The following is a 22,373-nucleotide window of genomic DNA, read 5'->3' as shown; positions in this document are numbered from 1 at the left end:
GTAGTATTATTAGTTTAACAAATAAAAACTTATATTTTGTGCTGCCGACCATAATATTAGGACTTACTTTGAGACAAAGATAGCGTTTATAATCATAGAATTAAAGAAAATCTGCAATTAATTAACCCGAATTTAATCCCTCTATTAATAGCTCTCACGTTTCTTTGCCACGAATTAATCTAAAGAATCATTGCAATGAAAAGAAACTACTACCTCAATTTTTTACCGGTATTATTCTTATTGGCATTCATCTGTGAAAACAGCAGTGCTCAAACCACAGAGCAGAAACAACAGACTACAAGCTATGCCCAATTAGTAGATACACGTATCGGAAGTGAAGGCAACGGATTGAGTTGCGGATATACTTATATCGGTGCCAGTTATCCGTTTGGAATGATACAATTTACGCCTTCTTTTTTCTCACCTCAAAAAGGAATTGTTATCAATCAGATGTCCGGTTCGGGGTGTGCGCACATGGGTAACTTCCCTGTACTTCCCATCAGTGGACCATTGACAAAATCTCCTAAAGATATGAACGACTTCCCTCGGTACAAATCTGTCGAAGAATCTACTGCAGGTTGCCTTTCTCTCCAAATGAAGGATGGAATTGTCTGTAACCTTACAGCATCAAAACGGAGTGGAATAGCTCAGTTCGTTTTCCCAGCGGATAATAGAGAGGGTACTGTATTGATCGGTTCAGGAGTCAGTTCAACAGACCTTTCAAACGCCTTTATCGAAATCACGTCTCCTTCTTCTTGCGAAGGATATGCCGAAGGAGGCGACTTTTGCGGATACAAAACCGATTACCGCATATTCTTTGTCGCTGAATTTAACCGTAAAGCCAAAGAATTCGGAACCTGGAAAGGAGAGAATGTAAGAAAAGACAGAGAACAAATCGGTGGAGCAAAATCCGGAGGATACTTTACTTTTGATACAGAAAAGGGAAGTACAGTGGAATATAAAATAGCTATTTCTTATGTATCTATCGAAAATGCCAGGGAGAATCTGCGTCTGGACAATGATAGTCGCAACTACCAGCAGGTATTAGCAGATACACGCAATGAATGGAACAAACAATTGGGTAAGATCGAAGTTCAATCGGACAACAGAGACAAACTCACCCAATTTTATACACATTGGTATCACACACTTATTCATCCTAATATATTTAATGATATAAACGGAGAGTATATCGGTGCTGATTTTGCAGTCCACAAAGTACAGCCGGGTAGAGAATATTACACTACTTTCAGCGGATGGGATACCTATCGGACACAATGCCAGCTTCTGGCCATGTTCTATCCGAAAGAGTCTTCTGATATGATGCAATCTGCTGTAGACTTTGCGGAGCAAGCGGGAGGTTATGGGCGTTGGATTGCCGTAAATATAGAAACGGGAGTGATGCACGGTGACCCGATGCCTATCATTATCGCTAATACATATGCATTCGGAGGTCAAGATTTCGACATTCAAACTGCCTATAAACACATGAAGCGTGGCGCATGCATACCCGGTACATATTCACAAGATGTGGAAGTGCGTCCGGGATTATCCAATTATATAAATAAAGGTATTGAGAATGCATCTCTATGCCTCGAATATACCTCATCGGATTATGCTATCGGACAGTTTGCGTTACAAGTCATGAAAATCGACCAAGATGCTTCTTTTTTCATGAATCGTTCACTTAATTGGAAGAACTTATATGATTCCTCTACAAAATGGTTACGTTCGCGCCACAATCATGATATGAACTGGAAAAACCCCGACCATGATTGGCGTGAAGCAACGAAAGAAAACTACTTCTGGATGGTTCCTTATGACTTGGAAACTTTGATAGACACCATTGGAGGCAAGGAAGCAGCTTCCAAACGATTGGATAGCCTCTTCGTACGTCTAGATGCCGGTTATGATGACCATTATTTTGCTGCGGGCAATGAGCCAAACTTCCAGGTTCCCTGGATCTATAACTGGACAGAACGTCCTTTTAAATCATCCGAAACTGTACACCGAATATTGAATGAAATGTACTCGTCAAAACCGAATGGATTACCCGGCAACGATGATTGTGGTTCAATGGGGTCATGGTATATTTTTGCTTCTATCGGACTATATCCTATGATCCCCGGAATAGCAGGATTCAGTGTCACCGCACCTTATTTTGAGGATATTACTCTACATCTACCTAAAGGAGACCTCAAATTGACCGGAGGCAGTATGTCTACCCCATATATCCACAATATGGAAATGAACGGAACAAAAATAAAAAAGCCATGGATTGACTGGACTGAAATAAGAAACGGAGGAACCATCGAATATAAAACCAGAGACAAGGCTAATAAAAAGTGGGGATTATAAACAACGACCTATACAATGAGGATATATTTATTTTATCTTATTCCTCTATTGATCTCTTTCGGCTGTGAAGACTCAAAAATAAAAGGGAACGACGAAGGAGGTCTGATAGAGCCTAAAACCAATTATTTAGCACAAGTTGATGAGCCAAGCAATCGTGGGCAATTCTGGTCATTGGAGTCTCACGTTCTTCCCAAAGGATATTATGTTTGTCCAATGGGAAATACGCAGCCGGATACGAATTATCCGGAACTAAAGAAGGGATTGCCATATACAAATATGTGCCAATCTTTAGCGGGCATTGTGAATCGGGCTGTTGAAAACAAAGAGTGCGACTACGCCATTTGGCTCGAAGATCCCAACAATCGTTATTCATACACTTTATGCAAACAAGAGCTGAAAAAACAAGGTGCTACCGAAGAATCGAAAGAAGATGGAATTGCACTTTTAAAATCCGGTCGATTCTCTCATTTAATAAAAGGATACGTACTGACTGACATAACAAATAATGCGGAAAGTTCGCCTGTTGCAGCTGTTGCTTCTCATGTACATAGTGCCATCATTGTAGATGTCCGCGACAAAACCGTATACGATGAAATGGGCTTAAATATGGTTTATGACGCAAGACAGAAGACAACCAAGGATGCCTGGAGGGAGTTCAAAGACAAATGCAACAATAAGTCTCTGGTACTGATGGGAGCTTTAACCAATGATATAAAAGATTTCGCCATCACAAATGGTCTATTCGTTTTAAACATTAGAAATGACAAAGGTCATAACTGGAACTTATTGAACGAAGTATTAGATTGGCTAAAGCCCTGTTCTCCCATATATGGCTGGGAAGATTTGGATGAGCACTCTTTTGTACAGAAGATTAGTGAGAAAGGACATCTCATGGTACCTTGCAATTACTATATGAATATGTCACTGACTTCTCTCAACTATTCTCAAAGGCAGAAAGATCTATTGGTGAATGTGATAAACCCCGCCAATAGAATCTATCCTGAAAATGACCCCAACAAATATATAAGTTATTATCTATCAGATGGAGATAATGTACAATGGATATTCCATATCTGGTACAACGATTGGTTCAATCATGGCCAGACAAAAGATGTAAAGATGGCCTTTGGCATTCCATCTACCAATTTAAGCATGATAGCCCCACCGGTATATAAAAACATTGTCGATCACCAAGGTGTAGAAAATACGCTCGTAGAGAATTGTGGCGGTGGATACATCTACATAGATGATTTTGCCAGTAAGAAAGACACTCAGAAAGAACTAAACTCTTTAGCAAATAAAGTATCAGCGCATATGCGCCAACACCGTGTTAAAGTACTCGGACTATTCACCAACGACGCAAAATCAAAAAATGCTCGCAATGCTTATCAAACTTTCATCAAAGCAAACAACCGGTTGGAGGGAATCATCGTGGTACAGTATGTACCGTACAATGGAGGTCATGGTGAAACGTTTTGGTTTACCAACAGTGATGGCATTGAGATTCCTGTAATCACCGTCAGATATACACTTTGGAATTTCGGCAAAAACAATTCAAACGGGCAAGGTACACCTGCTTATGTAGCTAATTTGCTCAAAAAAGAACAACCGGACTTCAGCCTGATAGATATCCACGCATGGAGCTCATTTGCTGATATAGGCAACTCGGATGATGAGGTAGGAGAAGCAGCCAAAGGAAATGTCTCCGGTGCAGGTGCAGCTGCCATGTGCCAACGAAGATTGCCAAGCAACTTTAAATGTGTCAGCTTGCAGGAATTGATATGGAGAATGAGGATGAAGCATAACAGGGAGCAAACTACCAAACTACTAAATACGTATAAATAGAACAGACACGGGAATAACATGATACAAAGGATATAATCTTGGATTAATTAAATAAAAGACAAAAGGATTAATAAGATTCCCCGATTAATTAACCCAAGATTAATCTTTCTTTTAATGGCATATCGTTTATTTCGCCACTCAATCTAAGTACAAAAAGATTCGATAAAACTTTCTAGTAATTTAAATATGAAGAACAAAATCAAACCACCTCCGCAACAGTATTAAAGCATTTTAATTCAAATGCCATTAGTTAATGAGACATTAATCTTACTAATAATCACAATCTAAGAATTATGGAAAATTTAAAATTCAACAGTTGTAAAGCAAGGGTGACGCTTCCCATATGCGTCGTACTCCTCTCTTTCTTCGTCATTTGCTGTAGCAATGATGAAATAAAGAGTAACTCAGAGACTTTTTTCCCGCCCAAAGCGGATGTAGAATCAACCTTTGAAACCTTCTATCCGGATAGTGGAGGACTAGGTACAAAACTGATCTTGAGAGGTACTAATTTTGGTACGGATACCAATTATGTACGAGTAACAGTAAATGAACTCAGGGCAAAAGTCGTGCGCGTAAACGACAACATCCTGTACGCCGTAGTGCCTGCTCGTGCCGATACGGGATATGTACGCTTGTATATCAAGAAGGGAGAAGAAGAAGTAGAATATACTTCCGACAAAGAATTCAGATATATGTTCAAGAGTAATGTATCCACATTGATCGGTACGCCGGGAAAACAGGCTGCGGACGATCGTCTTGACGGAGCTTATACAGTAGCTTTGTTGCGTCGCCCCTGGCAGATAACGACCGATAAAGACGGTACTATCTTTTGGGTAGATGAAGGTCGTGGTACAGAAAGAAACGGAGCACTTCGAAAAGCATCCAATGGAGAAGTAGAAACGCTCGTTTATTGTAGTTCCGGTCCTTTCCAATCTTGTAATGCAGTTGCCTTTAACATTACTCAGGATACACTATTTATGGCAAACCGCTATGCCGGTGAAGTAAGAAATGATGTAGCCGTGATGTATTCTACCCGGGATGCGAACTTTGTCAATGTAAAAGCACTTGTCAATTTCCCTAAATCGACTACTGCTTCGGTTGTTGTACACCCCAAAACAGGAGAACTATTCTTTGATCACAATGACGAAGGAGCTATATATAAGTACAACAAGAACGCTCCGAACGGATATGAAAAAATGTTCAATGTGAGAGGTAGCTATAACGGTATGGATATGCGCCTGTTATTCAACAAAGAAGGAAATGTCCTTTATTTAGTATTACGTGCCAAACATTGTATCTACAAAGTATCTTACGACGCAACTACTCATACATTCGGTACTCCCGAACCTTTTGCAGGTGAATGGTCCTCATCGGGCTATGAGAATGGCGAAGGCCTCGCAGCCCGTTTCAATCAACCGAGTTCTCCATGCCTTGATCCGGAAGGGAACCTGCTGATACCTGATAAGTTTAATCATTGCATACGCAAAATAACTCCGAAAGGAACAGTATCTCTATACGCCGGCAAACCTCGTGAAAGCGGACATGCTGACGGACTACCCGATAAAGCGAAATTCTTCGAACCGGAAGCATTGACATTCCACAGGAACACGTTATATGTAGCCGACCGCGGAAACCACTGCATCAGAAAGGTAGTAATTGAATAACATGAAACCCAAAATCCAAGAATTATGAACAATTATGTAAAACAGATATGTATGTTGTTTCTTCTGGTAGCCACATTATGGAGCATACCGGTCGAACTACAAGCACAGCAACTACGGAAAGATGATTCCTCACTGGAGATTGAAGGAATCGTAAAGGATGAAACGGGAAATCCCATCATCGGTGCCACCATTGTAGCCAAGAATCAACCGGGACTTGGTGTGACGACGAATATGGATGGAAAGTTCAAACTTAAAGTGGGAGCCTATGATGTATTAATAATCTCTTATATCGGTTATACGACACAAGAACTACCCGTAACTAGTATAAAGAATAAAAAAGAAGTCAATATCATTCTAAAAGAAGATAATCAAACCATCGACGAAGTAGTAATTACTGCCAGTGGAAGCCAGCAGAAGAAAACACTGACAGGCGCATATACCACTATCGATGTAGCCCAGCTCAAATCACCGGGTTCTAATATTACGAACTCACTGGCAGGTGTTGTTCCGGGTATTATCGCCGTACAAAGTAGCGGTGAACCGGGAGCAGATATGTCTGAATTCTGGATTCGCGGTATCAGTACATTCGGAGCCAATCAGGGAGCCTTAGTATTGGTAGACGGTGTGGAACGCAGCTTCAATGAAATTCCCGTAGAAGATATCGAAACCTTCTCCGTATTGAAAGATGCTTCGGCTACTGCTATTTATGGTAGCCGCGGTGCAAATGGTGTTGTATTGGTCACCACCAAACAAGGTGTGGCCGGTAAGGTGAAAATCAGCGCGAAGATACAAGGAGGTGTAGACTTCAGAGGAAAGATGCCCGATTATGTAGATGCTCTTACCTATGCCAATCTGGCGAATGAGGCAACGATAGGAAGATACGAACTGCCTCGTTACACCCGCGAGGAACTGGATATTATCTCCAATAATATGGACCCGGATCTATATCCGAATGTAAACTGGAGAGATCTGATGTTGAAGAAATCTTCACCCAGATACATGGCGAATATTAATATGAGTGGTGGTGGTACCAATGTCACCTATTATGTCTCATTAGGATATACCAATCAGGCAGGTATTTACAAAAGTAAAAGTGCTGAAAACAAGTACAACACGAATACTACGTACGAACGTTTCAACTATCGTGCCAACGTTAATATGAATGTTACCAAATCGACACTTGTCAAAATAGGTATCGGCGGTTTTTTAATTAACCAAACACAACCGGGAAGTAATGGTGATAATATATGGGGATCTTTTTCATCCTTATCTGCACTTACCATTCCAAGACGTTATTCCACCGGTCAGGACCCATCGATAGGAGGTACCCAGACACCGGAATATTATATGACCAAAACAGGATATAAAACCATCTGGAAAAATAAGATGGAGACTAACCTCAGTCTGGAGCAAGATCTTGATTTTATCACCAAAGGATTGAAATTCAAAGGAACGTTCGCATTCGATACATTTAATGAAAACGAAGTGAATCGTGTCAAGACTCCGGAACTGTGGGAAGCGGACAGAGCACGCGACGCGAATGGAAATCTCGTTTTACGGAAAGTGAAAGATCTCGCACTGATGTCACAAAACTCCACATTAGGAGGTACTAAACGTTATTATTTGGAAGCATATCTGAATTACTCCCGATTGTTCAATGAGAAACACCGTGTAGGAGCATTTGCAATGGTATATATGCAGGACCTATCAGATACCGATCTTGGTGATGATCTCATTGCTTCTATTCCTAAGCGCAACTTGGCTTACTCAGGACGTTTTACCTATGCATATCTGGACCGTTATCTGCTAGAAACCAACTGGGGATATACCGGATCAGAGAACTTTGAAAAAGGAAAACAGTTCGGTTTCTTCCCTGCATTCTCAGCAGGATGGGTTATTTCGGAAGAACCTTTTGTGAAAAATATCGCGCCCTGGATAGATATGTTGAAAATCCGTGCTTCCTATGGTGAAGTAGGTAATGACGTTATCGGTGGACGCCGTTTCCCCTATATCGGATTGGTAAACACAAGTAGCGAGTATGCATTTGGTGAATTCGGAACAAATAAAATTGGAGGATATCGTAACGGTACTATCGGCACACCTAACTTAACTTGGGAGGTTGCTAAAAAGTACAATCTGGGAATTGATGTGAATCTGTTTCATGATAAATTCACAGGATCTATTGACTTTTATAAGGATAAGCGAGATGATATCTTCATGACACGTAACCATATGCCTGAAACAACCGGCTTAGCCGATAAGGTGCCAATGGCAAACGTAGGTAAGATGGAGTCTAAAGGTTTCGACTGGAATGCAGCATACTCTGAGAAGATAGGAAAGGTAAAAATCACGATACGTGGTAACATGACTTATCAGAATACAGAAATTATTGATAAAGACGAAGCAGCCAATGAATTGTGGTATAAAATGGACAGAGGATTCAGATCCAGCCAAACACGCGGCTATATTGCTTTGGGACTTTTCAAAGACGTAGAAGACGTACGTAGTAGCCCGGTACAGGAATTCGGAGGTAGAGAGGTTTTGCCCGGTGATATCAAGTACAAAGATGTAAACGGTGATGGTAAAATCAACGGTGATGACAAAGTTCCATTGGGATATAAAACCCAACCCGGAGTTCAGTACGGTGCAGGATTTAGTGCCAACTGGAAAAATTTCGACCTTAGTGTATTATTTCAGGGAAGCGGTAAGTCTGATTTCTATATGACAGGTAATGGAATCCAACCATTCCATAATGGTTCCATAGGAAACGTTCTACAACTGTCTGCAGATGCCAATCGTTGGATATCCAAAGACGTTTCCGGTGATCCTGCAACAGAAAATCCTAATGCTGCCTGGCCACGATTGACTTATGGAAAGAATGATAATAATAGTCAAGCCTCAACCTTCTGGTTACAAGACGGACGTTATATTCGTTTGAAAAACATTGAGCTAAGTTATACCGTACCGGCTGTTTTCACACGTAAGTTCTTTGTAAGTAATATGCAAATCGGTTTTATCGGTGAGAACTTATATACATGGAGTCCATTCAAATTATGGGATCCGGAAACGGAAAGCAAGAAATCGGAACGCAATGGATCTGCTTATCCTATTAATAGAACTTATACAGGTTATCTTAGATTTGAATTTTAAAAAACACGTTTTATGAGAAAAATAATACTATCTATAAGTATCATTTGTGCAGGCTTATCTCTGCACTCATGTGCAGATTTTCTTAATGTAGATAAATATTTCTACGATATGCTATCGGTCGATTCTGCCTTTTCGAAAAGAGTGTATGTAGACGGATGGCTGGCTAACAACTATGATTACTTAGGCAGAACTAACCTATCTCCTTATAGCTCTTGGTTTCAATGGGCGAGCGATGATTTGGTGCATCCTGACGGAAAGAGTTTACAACAGTGTAATTATTCTGCCAACAATTTTCCTAATGAAGATTTTAATGAGCATCTAAGAAGGTGTTATGAGTGTATTCGTAAAGCTTCTACTTTTATAGAAAAAGTGCCGGAATGCAAAGAAATGACACTCGAAGAGATTTCTGATATGCAGGGACAAGCTCGTTTCTTACGTGCCTTTGCCTATTTTAGTTTGCTTCAGACGTATGGTCCTGTACCCTTAATTCCCGAAAAAGGATTGGATGTCAGCCTTTCTTACGAAGATCTGTCGTTGCCTCGTGCTACATTTGATGAAGTGATCGATTTTATTGATAATGATCTGGCGATTGCTGCACGTATCTTGTTTCCATCACGTGCACAGAATAATATGGGAAGACCGACTAGAGGAGCAGCTTTGGCATTGCGCGCAAGAGCCTTGTTGTTTGCTGCCAGCCCCATGTCAAATGGCAATAAAGATTTTTATAATATCCGGAATTTGGATGGCACTGTACTTTACAACCAAGAGTATGACGAATCTAAATGGGCACGCGCCGCTGCTGCTGCCGAAGATGTAATCAATCTCGATAAATACGAATTGCATATAGTAGCACCCGACGAAAAAAATCCGTATAGCGTCACTCCGCCCGAACATCCGGTGTATTCGCACCTGGATTTTCCCGATGGTTGGCAAAATGTAGATCCTTATTCTTCATATAAGTATATTTTTGACGGAACCATTCGCGGCTCTAAGAATCCGGAATTGATCTTCACCAGAACCGGAGTAGAAGGTAGTCATGGAATACAAGATTGTTGGAATCATAAAAGTATGCCAAGAACATCGGGAGGAGGAAACAGAATAGGCGTGACTCAAAAGATGGTAGATACTTATTATATGGATAACGGAAAATCCATAGAAGAAGCCGGCGATTATTATATAAAAGATGGATTTACAGTGACTGCCAAGGAACCGGAAATGGGAGTTGGTTCTCTCTTTATAGGGGCCAATGTATCTAAAATGTATGGTAGACGCGAACCGCGTTTTTACGCAAGCATTGCTTTCAATGGAGCTATTTGGGATTGTGAGAGTACCTCAAAAATCTCAGAGAAGAATTATCAATGCTGGTACTATCAGGACGAGTTCAATGGTAAAGAAGGCTATAAAACAAATCTTCCACTGACAGGTGTCGGATTGAAGAAGTATACAAATAAAGAAGACTCTTGGTCGGAGGGCGGCTACCGGACTTCCAAAACCGAACCTACCATACGTTATGCAGAAATTCTCCTCATCCATGCCGAAGCTCTGAATGAAATAACCAGTGGGAAAACATATACCATCAAAACATTCAATGATCAGGAAGTACAGATCAACCGTGATGTTGTGAAAATGAGAAAGTCAATGAAACCTATCAGAATGCGTGCCGGATTGCCCGATTTTGACGATGCGACTTACGGAGATCCCACTAACTTCAGAGCAGCCTTAAAAAGAGAACGCCACATCGAGTTGTTTACGGAAAATAGCTTCCGTTACTTCGATCTTCGCAGATGGAAAGATGCGAACATAGACGAAGCAGCACCTTTGATGGGATGCAATATAGACATAACGATGGCGAATGATGTCCGTCAGGAATATTATGTTCCCACTCCCGTTACCTATATTCAGAAGGTATTCTTGCCTAAGATGTATCTGTTCCCTTTCCCGCAAGCGGAATTGAAACGTAATGTAAACTTAACTCAGAACCCTGAATGGTAATCTTAAAAGTAATAGATATGAAAAAATTAATCAACATAGCCCTCTTATGCCTGATAACAGTAGGAGGCATCTCCTGCCAAGATGAACTGAAGGATGAATTATTTCAGAAGTATTCTTATCTGAACAAGAATGGTTGGAAAGAATGCGAAGTGAAAATACAGGATGACAACACCGCCCTACTCTTACTTGACATGAGTGTAAACGGAACTTCAGCTAATGACAAAGATGTTGTAATCACCGTTACCAATGATCCCGATACACTTAAAGAGTACAACTTCGACCGATATAAGTTTCAGACCGAAATGTATTTCCTGGAATTACCCCCTACTTGTTACACATTCGACAAGGAAGCCTATACCATTCCTGCCGGTCAGTTTAAGACTACAGCCAATATACATATAGATTTGAACCAGATTGAGAATATCTATGAGAATTATGTGTTGCCTATCAAAATATCTTCTTCTACCGGAGAACCGGTAGGTCCGGGTAAATATAGCAAGCTATTGGCCAACATTAAGTTTACCAATAAGTATAACGGCACATATTCAGGTAATGGTAAACTGACAATCGATGCTACTGGACAAAACACCGCTACAGGTAGTGCTATATTGTATGCTATATCGCAGAATGCTTGCTTCATGTATGCCGGAAATGCAACTTCCGAAACTGACCCGGCAACTTATAAGAAATACATTCTAAAAATATCTTTCGACGAGAACGAAAAGATTACGATTACAGATCCGAGCGGTAACCTGGAACTGGAACCGATAAAAGCGTCCATTGCCAGAAAGTATGAATACCATGCTACGGATACCCGCTATTACATAGAGACTAGTATATTGGATCTGAAGTATAAGTATAAAAACCCGTTGGACAACCGGAAACTGGTTTTTGAAGGTACACACACTCTCATTAGAAACGTATTGAGAAGTGAGTATCCGAACGTTGAAGTAATAAAATAATGATTTAATCCTAATACCATTAAAAAAGAAGAATGAAGAAACAACTGAAACTAACATTACTAAGCTGCCTGCTGACGGTTCCGATGATTACCCAAGCCGATTCGAAAGACGGCATCTACCGCAAAGGTTGGATTGACTTCAACAAAAACGGCCGGATGGATGTATACGAAGACCCGTCAGCGCCCATCGAAGCACGCGTCAAAGACTTGCTAAGCCAGATGAACATGGATGAGAAGACCTGCCAGATGGCCACTCTCTATGGCTCTGGGCGCGTGCTTGCAGATGTGTTGCCTACCGACAAATGGAAGTCGGAAATATGGAAAGACGGTATTGGTAATATAGATGAGGAACATAACGGACTGGGAAAATTCGGCTCAGAATATGCATTTCCATACACCAAACACGTCAAAGCCAAACACGATATCCAACGGTGGTTTGTCGAGGAAACACGACTAGGGATTCCGGTAGACTTCACCAATGAAGGTATTCGTGGGGTATGTCACGAAAAAGCCACTTTCTTTCCTGCCCAGTGTGGGCAGGGAAGCACCTGGAACAAAGAACTGATTGCCCGTATCGGCGAGGTGGAAGCAATGGAGGCAGCCGCTTTGGGATATACCAATATCTATTCACCCATTCTCGACGTAGCCCAAGATCCACGCTGGGGACGTGCAGTGGAATGCTACGGTGAAGATCCTTATCTGGTTGGTCAGTTGGGTAAACAAATGATTCAAAGCTTACAAAAGCACAAGTTGGTAGCTACCCCCAAACACTTCGCCGTGTATAGTATCCCGGTGGGAGGACGTGACGGGGGTACGCGTACCGATCCGCACGTAGCTCCGCGCGAGATGCGTACTCTTTATCTCGAGCCATTCCGCGTAGCTTTTCAGGAAGCGGGAGCATTGGGCGTAATGAGCTCGTACAATGATTATGATGGCGAACCGATTACAGGCAGCTACCTGTTCCTTACACAGATATTACGTCAGGAATGGGGATTCAAGGGATATGTCGTTTCCGATAGCGATGCGGTGGAATTCATCTCCGGCAAACACAATGTAGCGGAAAACAATGAAGAAGCCGTTGTGCAGTCCGTCAATGCAGGTTTGAATGTTCGTACCAACTTTAGTTCTCCGGCAGGTTTTATCAAACCGTTGCGGAGTGCTTTTGACAAGGGTAAGGTTTCCCAGGCTACGATCGACCAGCGTGTAAGTGAAATATTGTATGTGAAGTTTTGGTTAGGTTTGTTCGACAACCCTTATCGGGGTGACGGAAAACTGGCGGAAAAGGTGGTACACAGTAAAGAACATCAAGCTGTGGCATTGGAAGCTGCCCGTCAATCTATCGTACTCTTAAAGAATCAGGATAACGTATTACCGCTTCAAAAGACATTGAAGTCCGTAGCAGTGATCGGTCCCAATGCAGATGAGCAAAAAGAACTGATCTGCCGTTATGGTCCTGCCAACGCACCTATCAAAACCGTTTACAGAGGTATTGAAGAGGCACTTCCGGGAGCGAAGGTAGTATATAAGAAAGGTTGTGAGATTGTAGACCCGCACTTCCCCGAAAGTGAAGTTCTTCCTTTTGATATCACTCCGCAGGAACAGCAGATGATGGATGAAGCCATCGAAGCAGCAAAAGCTGCCGAAGTAGTGGTCATGGTGCTGGGAGGAAGCGAAGTGACAGTACGCGAAGAGCGTTCGCGCACCAGTCTTGACTTGCCGGGCAGACAAGAGGAGCTTTTGAAAGCTGTTTGTCAATTAGGCAAACCTGTTGTATTAGTCATGATCGACGGTCGTGCTTCCAGTATCAACTATGCAAAGAAGTATGTACCCGCTATTCTCCATGCGTGGTTCCCCGGTGAATTCTGTGGACAAGCGGTGGCGGAAACCATTTTTGGCGACAACAATCCGGCGGGCAGGTTATCGGTCACTTTCCCCAAATCTGTGGGACAGATACCGTTTGCTTTCCCCTTCAAACCCGGTTCGGACAGTGGCTCCGGAACTGCGGTAGCCGGTGCGCTTTTCCCATTCGGACATGGATTAAGCTACACGACTTTCGAATACGGCAATCTGAAAATTTCTCCGGAACAACAAGGAATATTGGGAGATGTAACAGTGAGTTGCACCGTGAAGAACACAGGCAAAAGAGCCGGTGACGAAGTAGTGCAACTTTACCTCCGAGACGAAGTGAGCAGTGTGACAACGTATGTAAAAATACTGAGAGGTTTCGAGCGCATCACACTGCAACCCGGCGAAGAGAAGGAAGTAACCTTCACACTACGCCCGCAAGACCTCGCTATCTGGGATAAGAATATGAAGTTTCAGGTAGAACCGGGAACGTTTAAAGTAATGGTTGGTGCTTCTTCAAAGGATATCAGACTGGAAGGTAAGTTCAAAATCAATAAGTAAATTAATATAGTAAACAAAGAAACCATTTAAAAACACATGAAGAAAAGAGTCATTCTTTTAACTTTACTTTTGGGAGCGGCCGGACTTAGTCCGGTACACGCCCAGAAGAAGTATAAAGCGTACATTGTGTCGAATGCCCATCTGGATACGCAATGGAACTGGGATGTGCAGACTACCATCGACGAATATCTGAAACATACGCTTGTACGCAACTTCTATTTATTCAAGCATTATCCCAACTATGTATTCAACTTTGAAGGAGGAGTAAAATACAACTGGCTCAAGGAATACTATCCCGCCGAATATGAGTTGGTAAAAGAGTATATAAAGGAAGGACGCTGGCACGTATCCGGCAGTTCCTGGGACGCGAACGACACAAATATGCCGTCGCCGGAATCATTCTTCCGCAATATCCTGTTGGGACAACAGTTCTATAAGCAGGAATTTGGTCTGAAATCCACCGACATCTTCTTGCCGGACTGCTTCGGATTCAGCTATACCCTACCGACAGTTGCCGCTCATTGTGGCCTCATCGGTTTCTCTACACAGAAACTGCAATGGAGACACAACAATATGCACGGCAATTCCAAAATGCCATTTAACTTCGGTCTTTGGCAAGGCGTAGACGGTTCACGCATCATGGCAGCCTTGAACGGCAAGAACTACGTTCACGAATGGAATGGTGGAGACATCAGTAAAGACAACGACCTGAAGAATACTGCTAAGGGAAGCGTTAATAACACAATCTACCGTTACTACGGTGCGGGCGACCGTGGTGGTTCCGCCAATATCAATTCCGCTATTTCCATCGAAAAAGGAGTGAAAGGAGAAGGAGAAGTTGAAATTATCAGCGCTACTTCCGACCAATTATACAAAGATTATCTCCCTTTCGACAAGCATCCGGAACTTCCCGTATACGACGGAGAACTACTGATGGATATACACGCCACAGGATGCTACACCTCGCAGGCAGCCATGAAGCTGTATAACCGTCGCAACGAACAGTTGGGCGACGCAGCAGAGAAAGTATCCGTAATGGCAGACTATATAGACGGAGCCGCTTATCCGGCAAACACATTGACAGACGCATGGCGCCGGTTTATCTGGCATCAGTTCCACGACGACCTCACAGGAACCAGTCTGCCCAAAGCCTACACCTACTCATGGAACGACGAGTTAATCTCACAAACACAATTCAATGACGTCATCCGGACAGGAGTAGGCTCACTGGCTTCGTGCATGGATACAAAAGTAAAAGGAAACGCTATTATCGTCTACAACGCAATGGCGGCACAACGAAAAGAACTGGCAGAAGCCTATATTGAGTCCCCGAAGAAACCTGCCGGAATACAAGTATTCGACGCTAACGGAAAAGAAGTTCCGGCGCAACTTGTAGACTGGAAAGACGGGAAAGCACACATTGCTTTCAGTGCTTCCGTCGCTCCTCTGAGCTGCTCTGTGTATGATGTCCGCTTCGGAAAAAGTGGTAAACGCTCTTCATTAAAAGCAACTCAAAATACATTGGAGAACAGTATATACCGACTCACTCTGAATGCTAATGGCGACATTGCTTCCATTATTGACAAACGCACCAATCAAGAATTGGTAGAACCGGGCAAAGCATTCCGCCTGACACTCTTATTGGGCAATGAATCGACAGAATGGCCCGCATGGGAAATTCAAAAGAAAGTCATCGACAAACCCGGAACCGGAATCTCCGGAGAGGCAAAGATCAGTATCGCAGAACAAGGACTGTCCTATGCAGCTCTCCGCATAGAACGCACCTACAATACTTCTAAGTTTGTACAATACATCCGCATGAGCGAAGGAGCCAACGACGAACGCATCGACATCATCAACGAAGTAGACTGGTCTACCAAAGATGCAGTGTTGAAAGCAGAGTTCCCAATGAATATAAAAAACGAGGAAGCTGTTTACGATCTGGGCATTGGTACAATAAAGCGTAAAAACAACACGAACACCGCTTATGAAGTGTACGCGCAACAATGGGCAGACATCACCGCTCCCGATAACAGCTATGGAGTAGCCATCCTCAACGACTGTAAATACGGATGGGACAAGCCAAATGACAACACCTTGCGCCTTACCTTGCTCCATGCTCCCACCAGCAAAGACCGGTATAAATATCAGGAACAGCAAGACTTCGGACACCATACGTTTACTTACTCTATTGTAGGACATCAGAACGAACCGTTGCAAGCAGGCATCAGCCATCTGGCAGAATCACTGAACAGTCGCCTGGGAGTATTCAATACTCCGAAACACAAAGGTGCACTGGGACGCGAATATTCTTTCGTTAAAGTCAATACACCTCAAGTAGCCATCCGCTCGCTGAAAAAAGCAGAAGAGAGCGACCTCTACATCATTCGCCTCTACGAAATGCAAGGAAAAGAAGCAAAGAATGTAGAAGTAACCTTCACTGACGCTATTGAATCGGCTTATGAGACAAACGGTATCGAAGAAAAGATAGGTGAAGCCACCATCCGCGACAACAAACTCTGTTTCGACATGACCTCCTACCGACCCAAGACATTCGCCGTTCGCCTGAAAAAAGGAAACGTGAAAGCGGCTCCGGTACAGAACATCCCTGTTCAACTGGCCTTCAACAGCAAAGCCTTTACACCGGAAAACTTCGGCTATATGGTTTCTTTCGACAAGAAAGGCAATAGCTTTGCCGCTGAACTGATCGGCGACCAAGTGACTTGCGACAACATCACTTTCAACATTGGCAACCATGAAAACAAAAACGTTATCAAATGTAAGGGAGATACCATTCAATTACCCGAAGAAGCTGCCGGAAAGAAGTTGTACATCTTGGCAACATCTACCGACAAGGATCGCAAAGCAACGTTCCTTATTGATGGCAACCCCCACGAATTCGAAGTACCTTATTACTCCGACTTCTATGGACAATGGGGACATCAGGGAGTGAGCGACGGTTACATCCGTGACGCTTCACTAGCCTACATCGGCTCCCACCGCCATACGGAAAAAGGAAACGATACCTATATATACACGTATATGTATAAGTTCGGCATCGAACTCCCGAAAGAAGCCCGTACACTCGTACTTCCGAAGGATGATAACATCGCTATATTTGCCATGACTTTGTCCGACAATTACCTTGACGATGTAAGAGCCGCCAATGAAATGCGTGCATTACCGCTGAAAACAAAGAAATAAAAAACCTAAACTTCTGCAAGTGATCTTTTCGGGTATAAAAAGCCGGTTTCCGGAGTATTAATAACCCATTTGTAGGGTATTAATAACTGAGAAGTCAAGTATTAATAGCTGAGAAATCAAGTATTAATAGCTGAGAAGTAGAGTATTAATACCCTACAATCCGATAATTGGCAGCCCCCTGAAGCCTTAGAAAAGCACTTGCAGAAGTTGAATCATAAACTGAAAAACTCTCCAAACCATCTGATCATGAAAATTAAGTTACTATCTATCCTTGTCTGCCTGTTATTTTGCACTACGTTGTCCGCTTACAACGGCAGACATGGCTGGTTCACACAGAAAGCCCCCCAGAAGTTGATCATCTGCAACAAAGAAGGACTCAATCAGGCAGAAATAATGTTACTGGAATCTTTATCCGGCCTATGTGGACAAGCAGTCAATGATGGAACATTCAACGAAATGGTCTGGATCGAATTCACCAATACTTCCTATGACGAAATACTGAAAAGCTCACTCAAAAGCCTAAACATTACCAAGCCCACACGTATGGATTTGTGGCAACTACTGGACTATTTGAAAAAGAAAAAGATTATAAAAGGATATATACTTTACAAAGCCGACACCTCGAAAGGAGAAAACTACTCACTAAGAGACGGAATCAACTATTCCTCCAACGTGGCAACCGTTTATGCAGGACTCCTGAAAGGAATACTTGTAGAAGAATCATTAGAAAAACGAATCAAAGAATCGGGATTGAAAAAACTGAAAGACGCCCGTTACGAATCACCGGAAACTTGCTTCGCACATTGCAAAAAACAATTAAACCGTAGTTCTGCTCTAAGCATCGACCCCAAAGTAAGCAACTGCCGCGACATCGCCATCGCTCAAAAGCTAATGCTATACTACGGTACCGGCACCTTCTCGGAACAAATTCTCGAATGGGTCACCCCGCTTTCACCAATTATGGGATGGAACTGCGGAAATGAAGACGAATATACAGGAGCCATCACCCGATGGGGACATTACAATACAGCATCCAACTGGTGTCAGAATCTTCCTTTTATCATGGCTGCTTCCGATAAAACAGAACCTCTGACCGTTCACGAAAAAGAATTCAATGACATAAACTTCAAAGACTCTTCTGCCTTCCATTCTTTTGTAGTCAGCGACGGTGACAATATGCAGTGGACCATGGGAAGTTTTATCGACGACCCCGTTTATTACGGCAATAAAGACGAAAACCGTTCCCCGGTTTCGTGGACACTTTGCCCGGTCAATCTATCAGTAGTAAGTACCTCCACCTGGAACCGCTTTGTCTCCATGAAAAAAGACAATTCGAGTGTGATTGAGTATGGAGGCGGTTATCAGTACCCCGATGAATTTGCTAAAAACCGCCCGAATCGGGAAGAACTTCTCACCGAGTTTGCACGCCGCATGAACTGGCATTTCAAAAAGCTGAACATTAAAATATTCGGGTTTATCTGCAAAGACGTATTCAGCAAAGAAGCCCGCCAGGCTTACGACATCTATGCCCGCGAGATAGAAGGGCTGACGGGAATGATAGCCATTCAATATAATCCTTATAATATGGGTGGCGATATGGTTTGGGTCAAGAGCAAAGAGAACATAGATATTCCGGTAGTGACAGCAAGGTTTTCCATCTGGTCGGGCTTATTTGACAATTCATTGTGCGGTGGTCCCGATTATGTAGCTTCTTTAATTAACCGGGACGCCGCGAAAGCCGAAAAACAGAAAGAAGAGTATCCGTTATCATGGACCATCATACATGCCTGGTCGGACTTCAGTAAAACTTCCAGTAGCACGAATTTGCCCATCAAAGGATATAATGCAAGCAAGACTTCCGATCTCCTATTGTCGCCTCAGGTAAAGAATGTTTCTTTGAATGAGTTGTTGTGGCGAATACGTGCGCGGCACTAGTTGAAAACTAAATACGGATTGGCTTATGAAATTAATGACTTCGTTTTTATTATTAATTGCGGCATCCTGTATCCATGCGCAGCAATCAAACCAAAGCGCCGAAAGCATTTTTCAAAAATACTTTCAGCAAGCGCAAGTATTCTCCACTGCTTACCCGCAGGAGAAAGTCCACCTCCACTTCGATAACACCAGTTATTACTGCGGGGATACCATCTGGTTCAAAGCCTACGTCACGCAGGGACCTGAAAATCAACCTACCACCTTGAGCCAACCATTGTATGTAGAATTGCTGGACCAACTGGGGCACATCGTCAATAAGCAAATTGTAAAAGTACAACAAGGAGAAGGACAGGGGCAGTTCATTCTTGAAAAGTCCGGTCTGTCCGGTTACTACGAAGTACGGGCATTTACCAAATGGATGCTGTCTTTCGGCGACGAATATTACTTCTCCCGCACATTCCCCGTTTACCGCCCTCAGGTGGGAGATGGAAACGAGGATCGATCCATTACTACCTATAATATGCACCCTTCCATGAAGCAACGTCCAAAGGACGACACCGGAAAACTGGCCGTACGCTTTTTCCCGGAAGGCGGACAACTGATAGAAGGAGTCACTTCCATAATAGCCTTCAAAGCTGAAAGTAAGAACGAAGGAGCGGTGAGTGTATCCGGCTTGCTCCGTACAAAACAGGGGGAGGAGTTAACGGAATTCGAAACGTTGCATGACGGAATGGGTTGCCTGTCCTACACCCCCCGGGCCGGTGTGAAAGTAGAGGCTATAGTCAACTGGAACGGTGATAAATACACCTTTCAATTACCGAAAGCCTTGCCTGAAGGATATATGCTTAGCGTGACAAACCGTGAAACGACTCTTGACGTACGAGTGATGCGTAACGAAGCTACCCTTTCCGATACCTTAGCTCTTTTCATATCTCATCAAGGTATTCCTTTGATATGGAATGCGCTCCGCTTCGGGCAGAAACAAGCCGAGCTTCTCCGCATACCTATCGATCAACTCCCCGGCGGCATCATCCAACTGTCTCTCATGAACCGAAAGGGAAATGTACTTGCGGAACGTTCCTGTTACATCATGCCCAAAACAGCTCTGCAACTGACGGCGCAAACCGATCGCTCATACTACCATCCTTTTTCTCCCATCCGATGTAAAATAGAAGCCAAAGACGAAGCTGGAAAACCACTCGAAACAAACCTCTCCGTTTCTATCCGTAGTACCCTCCAATCGGACTATCTGGAATATGATAATACCCTATACACCGATCTGCTCCTGACTTCCGAACTGAAAGGTTACATCCACCAACCGGGCTATTACTTTGCCGGGAATACCAGACAGCGAAAGCAAGAGCTGGATGTTTTAATGCTTGTGCACGGATGGAGAAAGTACGACCTGCCGGGAATGGTGAGCGAGCCACCCGCGCAACCCCGGTATCTTCCCGAAAAGAGCCTGACCATTCACGGGCAACTGAAATCGTTTATCCTGAAAAATAATAAAGATAATCTTGAAGTCTCCATCCTATCCAAAAAGGAAGGTGAATTCAGGGCGGGAAAAGCAATGTCCGATTCAATAGGCCGTTTCCAGATACCGGTACAGGATTTTGAAGGAATCATGCCGACTAACATTCAAACCAGTAAGCCGGGAAGCGGCAAGAAGCAGCTCTGCTCCGTTTTATTGTTTCGCAATTTCTCGCCGGAGTTGCGGAGATACGACTTTTATGAATCGCACCCCGAATGGCAGGATGTCAGCCAACTGAGAAATACGATCAGGCAAAAAGACTCTCTTTACATGGATTCCATTCGAAAATCCGATCCGTTCTTTTTGGACGAAGTAACAGTACAGGCACGCTATCTCAAAAAACGAACCTTACTGTTTGAAAAAAGCATAGACGTTTATTACGACGTGCAAAGCATGGTAGACAAGATGAGAGACGAGGGGAAAGAAATATTCACCCTGTATGACTTTCTGAATAAAGTAAACCCTCAAATCCGACTCGAAGAAGGGAAAAGAATCATGTATCGTGAGAAATTCCTACCGCTAGTGGTCGATGGTAAAATCCTAAGGGCGCAAGATCGTTTCCTTATCGAAGAAGACATTGATGCAGTGAAGACGCTTGTTATCAGCAGTGGAAGTGGAGCAAGAGATGAACTCAGGCAACTCGATTTTGAAGATGTACTTACTCCTATTGAAGAAGGATTTGCCGAACCGGGAGATGAAACGGCAGCTACTGAAGGAACCAATGGAACCAACACTCAACCAAAGGGAAGTATAGGACTTATGGATGAACCGACGTCCATTGCCTATATCGTTTCTGCCGACGGATGGGATGCTAACAAAGACTTTCGTCCCTCTCGTGGCGTTCGTCTTACCCGTATTCAAGGCTACACCCGTCCGTTGGAGTTCTATTCGCCTGCCTATACCGAGGGTATTTTGCCTCAGGGCAACGACCGGAGACGAACAATCTATTGGAATCCGAATGTGAAAACCGACAAGAACGGTTGTGTCGTGATAGAATGTAACAATACGAACCGTACGACACCGCTTACCATCAGTGTGGAAACACTTTCTGACGGTAAGCCCGGAGCTGTGGTGATGCATTCCATTGGATTATAGATCTGTTTTATCGAAATGGGATAGATCAAAAGCTTTATTTCCGAACGCTGGAGGGGATGTATATATGTATTTGCCTCTCCAGCGAAGAGAATAATAAGTTTACCACCTGAAGAGAACAGCAACTTTGGGTGCATCAATTAATCCTTCAAATAAATACATACAACGCTAAACTTTATCGGCTGTACCCTCACCGCTTAATAATAGTATCACTTCCACTAAAACTTAGTTTATC

General features: G+C 43.1%; 10 protein-coding genes. All 10 read left to right on the top strand.

The features are described from left to right. The first annotated feature begins 195 nt into the window (after positions 1 to 195). The 10 genes from PHO71_RS01610 to PHO71_RS01565 all read left to right on the top strand — a co-directional run bounded on the left by PHO71_RS01610 (position 196) and on the right by PHO71_RS01565 (position 22,141). Positions 196 to 2,358 (top strand): GH92 family glycosyl hydrolase, encoded by a 2,163-nt coding sequence (locus PHO71_RS01610; protein ID WP_300197898.1) that lies wholly within the window; start codon positions 196 to 198, stop codon positions 2,356 to 2,358. 15 nt (positions 2,359 to 2,373) lie between these two features. Continuing rightward, positions 2,374 to 4,203 carry a GxGYxYP domain-containing protein gene (locus PHO71_RS01605; protein ID WP_300197895.1) on the top strand — a complete coding sequence of 610 codons (1,830 nt, stop codon included), beginning with the start codon at positions 2,374 to 2,376 and terminating at the stop codon, positions 4,201 to 4,203. 293 nt (positions 4,204 to 4,496) lie between these two features. Continuing rightward, positions 4,497 to 5,867, top strand: a complete 1,371-nt coding sequence (locus tag PHO71_RS01600; RefSeq protein WP_300197892.1) for an IPT/TIG domain-containing protein — start codon at positions 4,497 to 4,499, stop codon at positions 5,865 to 5,867. Between the two features lie 24 nt (positions 5,868 to 5,891). Then, the gene (locus PHO71_RS01595; protein WP_300197889.1) at positions 5,892 to 9,017 is read left to right on the top strand and encodes a TonB-dependent receptor; all 3,126 of its coding nucleotides are present in this window, start codon (positions 5,892 to 5,894) and stop codon (positions 9,015 to 9,017) included. A 12-nt stretch (positions 9,018 to 9,029) separates the two neighbouring features. Then, a complete protein-coding gene (locus tag PHO71_RS01590; RefSeq protein ID WP_300197887.1) occupies positions 9,030 to 11,009 on the top strand; it encodes a RagB/SusD family nutrient uptake outer membrane protein in 1,980 nt (659 codons plus the stop codon). 17 nt (positions 11,010 to 11,026) lie between these two features. Next, entirely contained in the window at positions 11,027 to 11,971 is a 945-nt protein-coding gene (locus tag PHO71_RS01585; protein ID WP_300197884.1) for a DUF4973 domain-containing protein, read from the top strand. A gap of 83 nt (positions 11,972 to 12,054) precedes the next feature. Next, entirely contained in the window at positions 12,055 to 14,376 is a 2,322-nt protein-coding gene (locus PHO71_RS01580) for a glycoside hydrolase family 3 N-terminal domain-containing protein (RefSeq protein ID WP_300197971.1), read from the top strand. A gap of 36 nt (positions 14,377 to 14,412) precedes the next feature. Next, a complete protein-coding gene (locus PHO71_RS01575) occupies positions 14,413 to 17,580 on the top strand; it encodes a glycoside hydrolase family 38 C-terminal domain-containing protein (protein WP_300197881.1) in 3,168 nt (1,055 codons plus the stop codon). A gap of 246 nt (positions 17,581 to 17,826) precedes the next feature. After that, positions 17,827 to 19,515: a GxGYxYP domain-containing protein gene (locus PHO71_RS01570; RefSeq protein WP_300197878.1), complete on the top strand. Its 1,689-nt coding sequence runs from the start codon at positions 17,827 to 17,829 to the stop codon at positions 19,513 to 19,515. A 25-nt stretch (positions 19,516 to 19,540) separates the two neighbouring features. Further along, positions 19,541 to 22,141: a hypothetical protein gene (locus PHO71_RS01565; RefSeq protein ID WP_300197876.1), complete on the top strand. Its 2,601-nt coding sequence runs from the start codon at positions 19,541 to 19,543 to the stop codon at positions 22,139 to 22,141. Positions 22,142 to 22,373 lie beyond the last annotated feature (232 nt).

Origin of the sequence: Bacteroides sp. (assembly GCF_028690125.1) — a bacterium.
Lineage (GTDB): Bacteria > Bacteroidota > Bacteroidia > Bacteroidales > Bacteroidaceae > Bacteroides.
The sequence above is the reverse complement of the archived record's forward strand: the minus strand, read 5'-3'. Positions and strand labels throughout refer to the sequence as shown.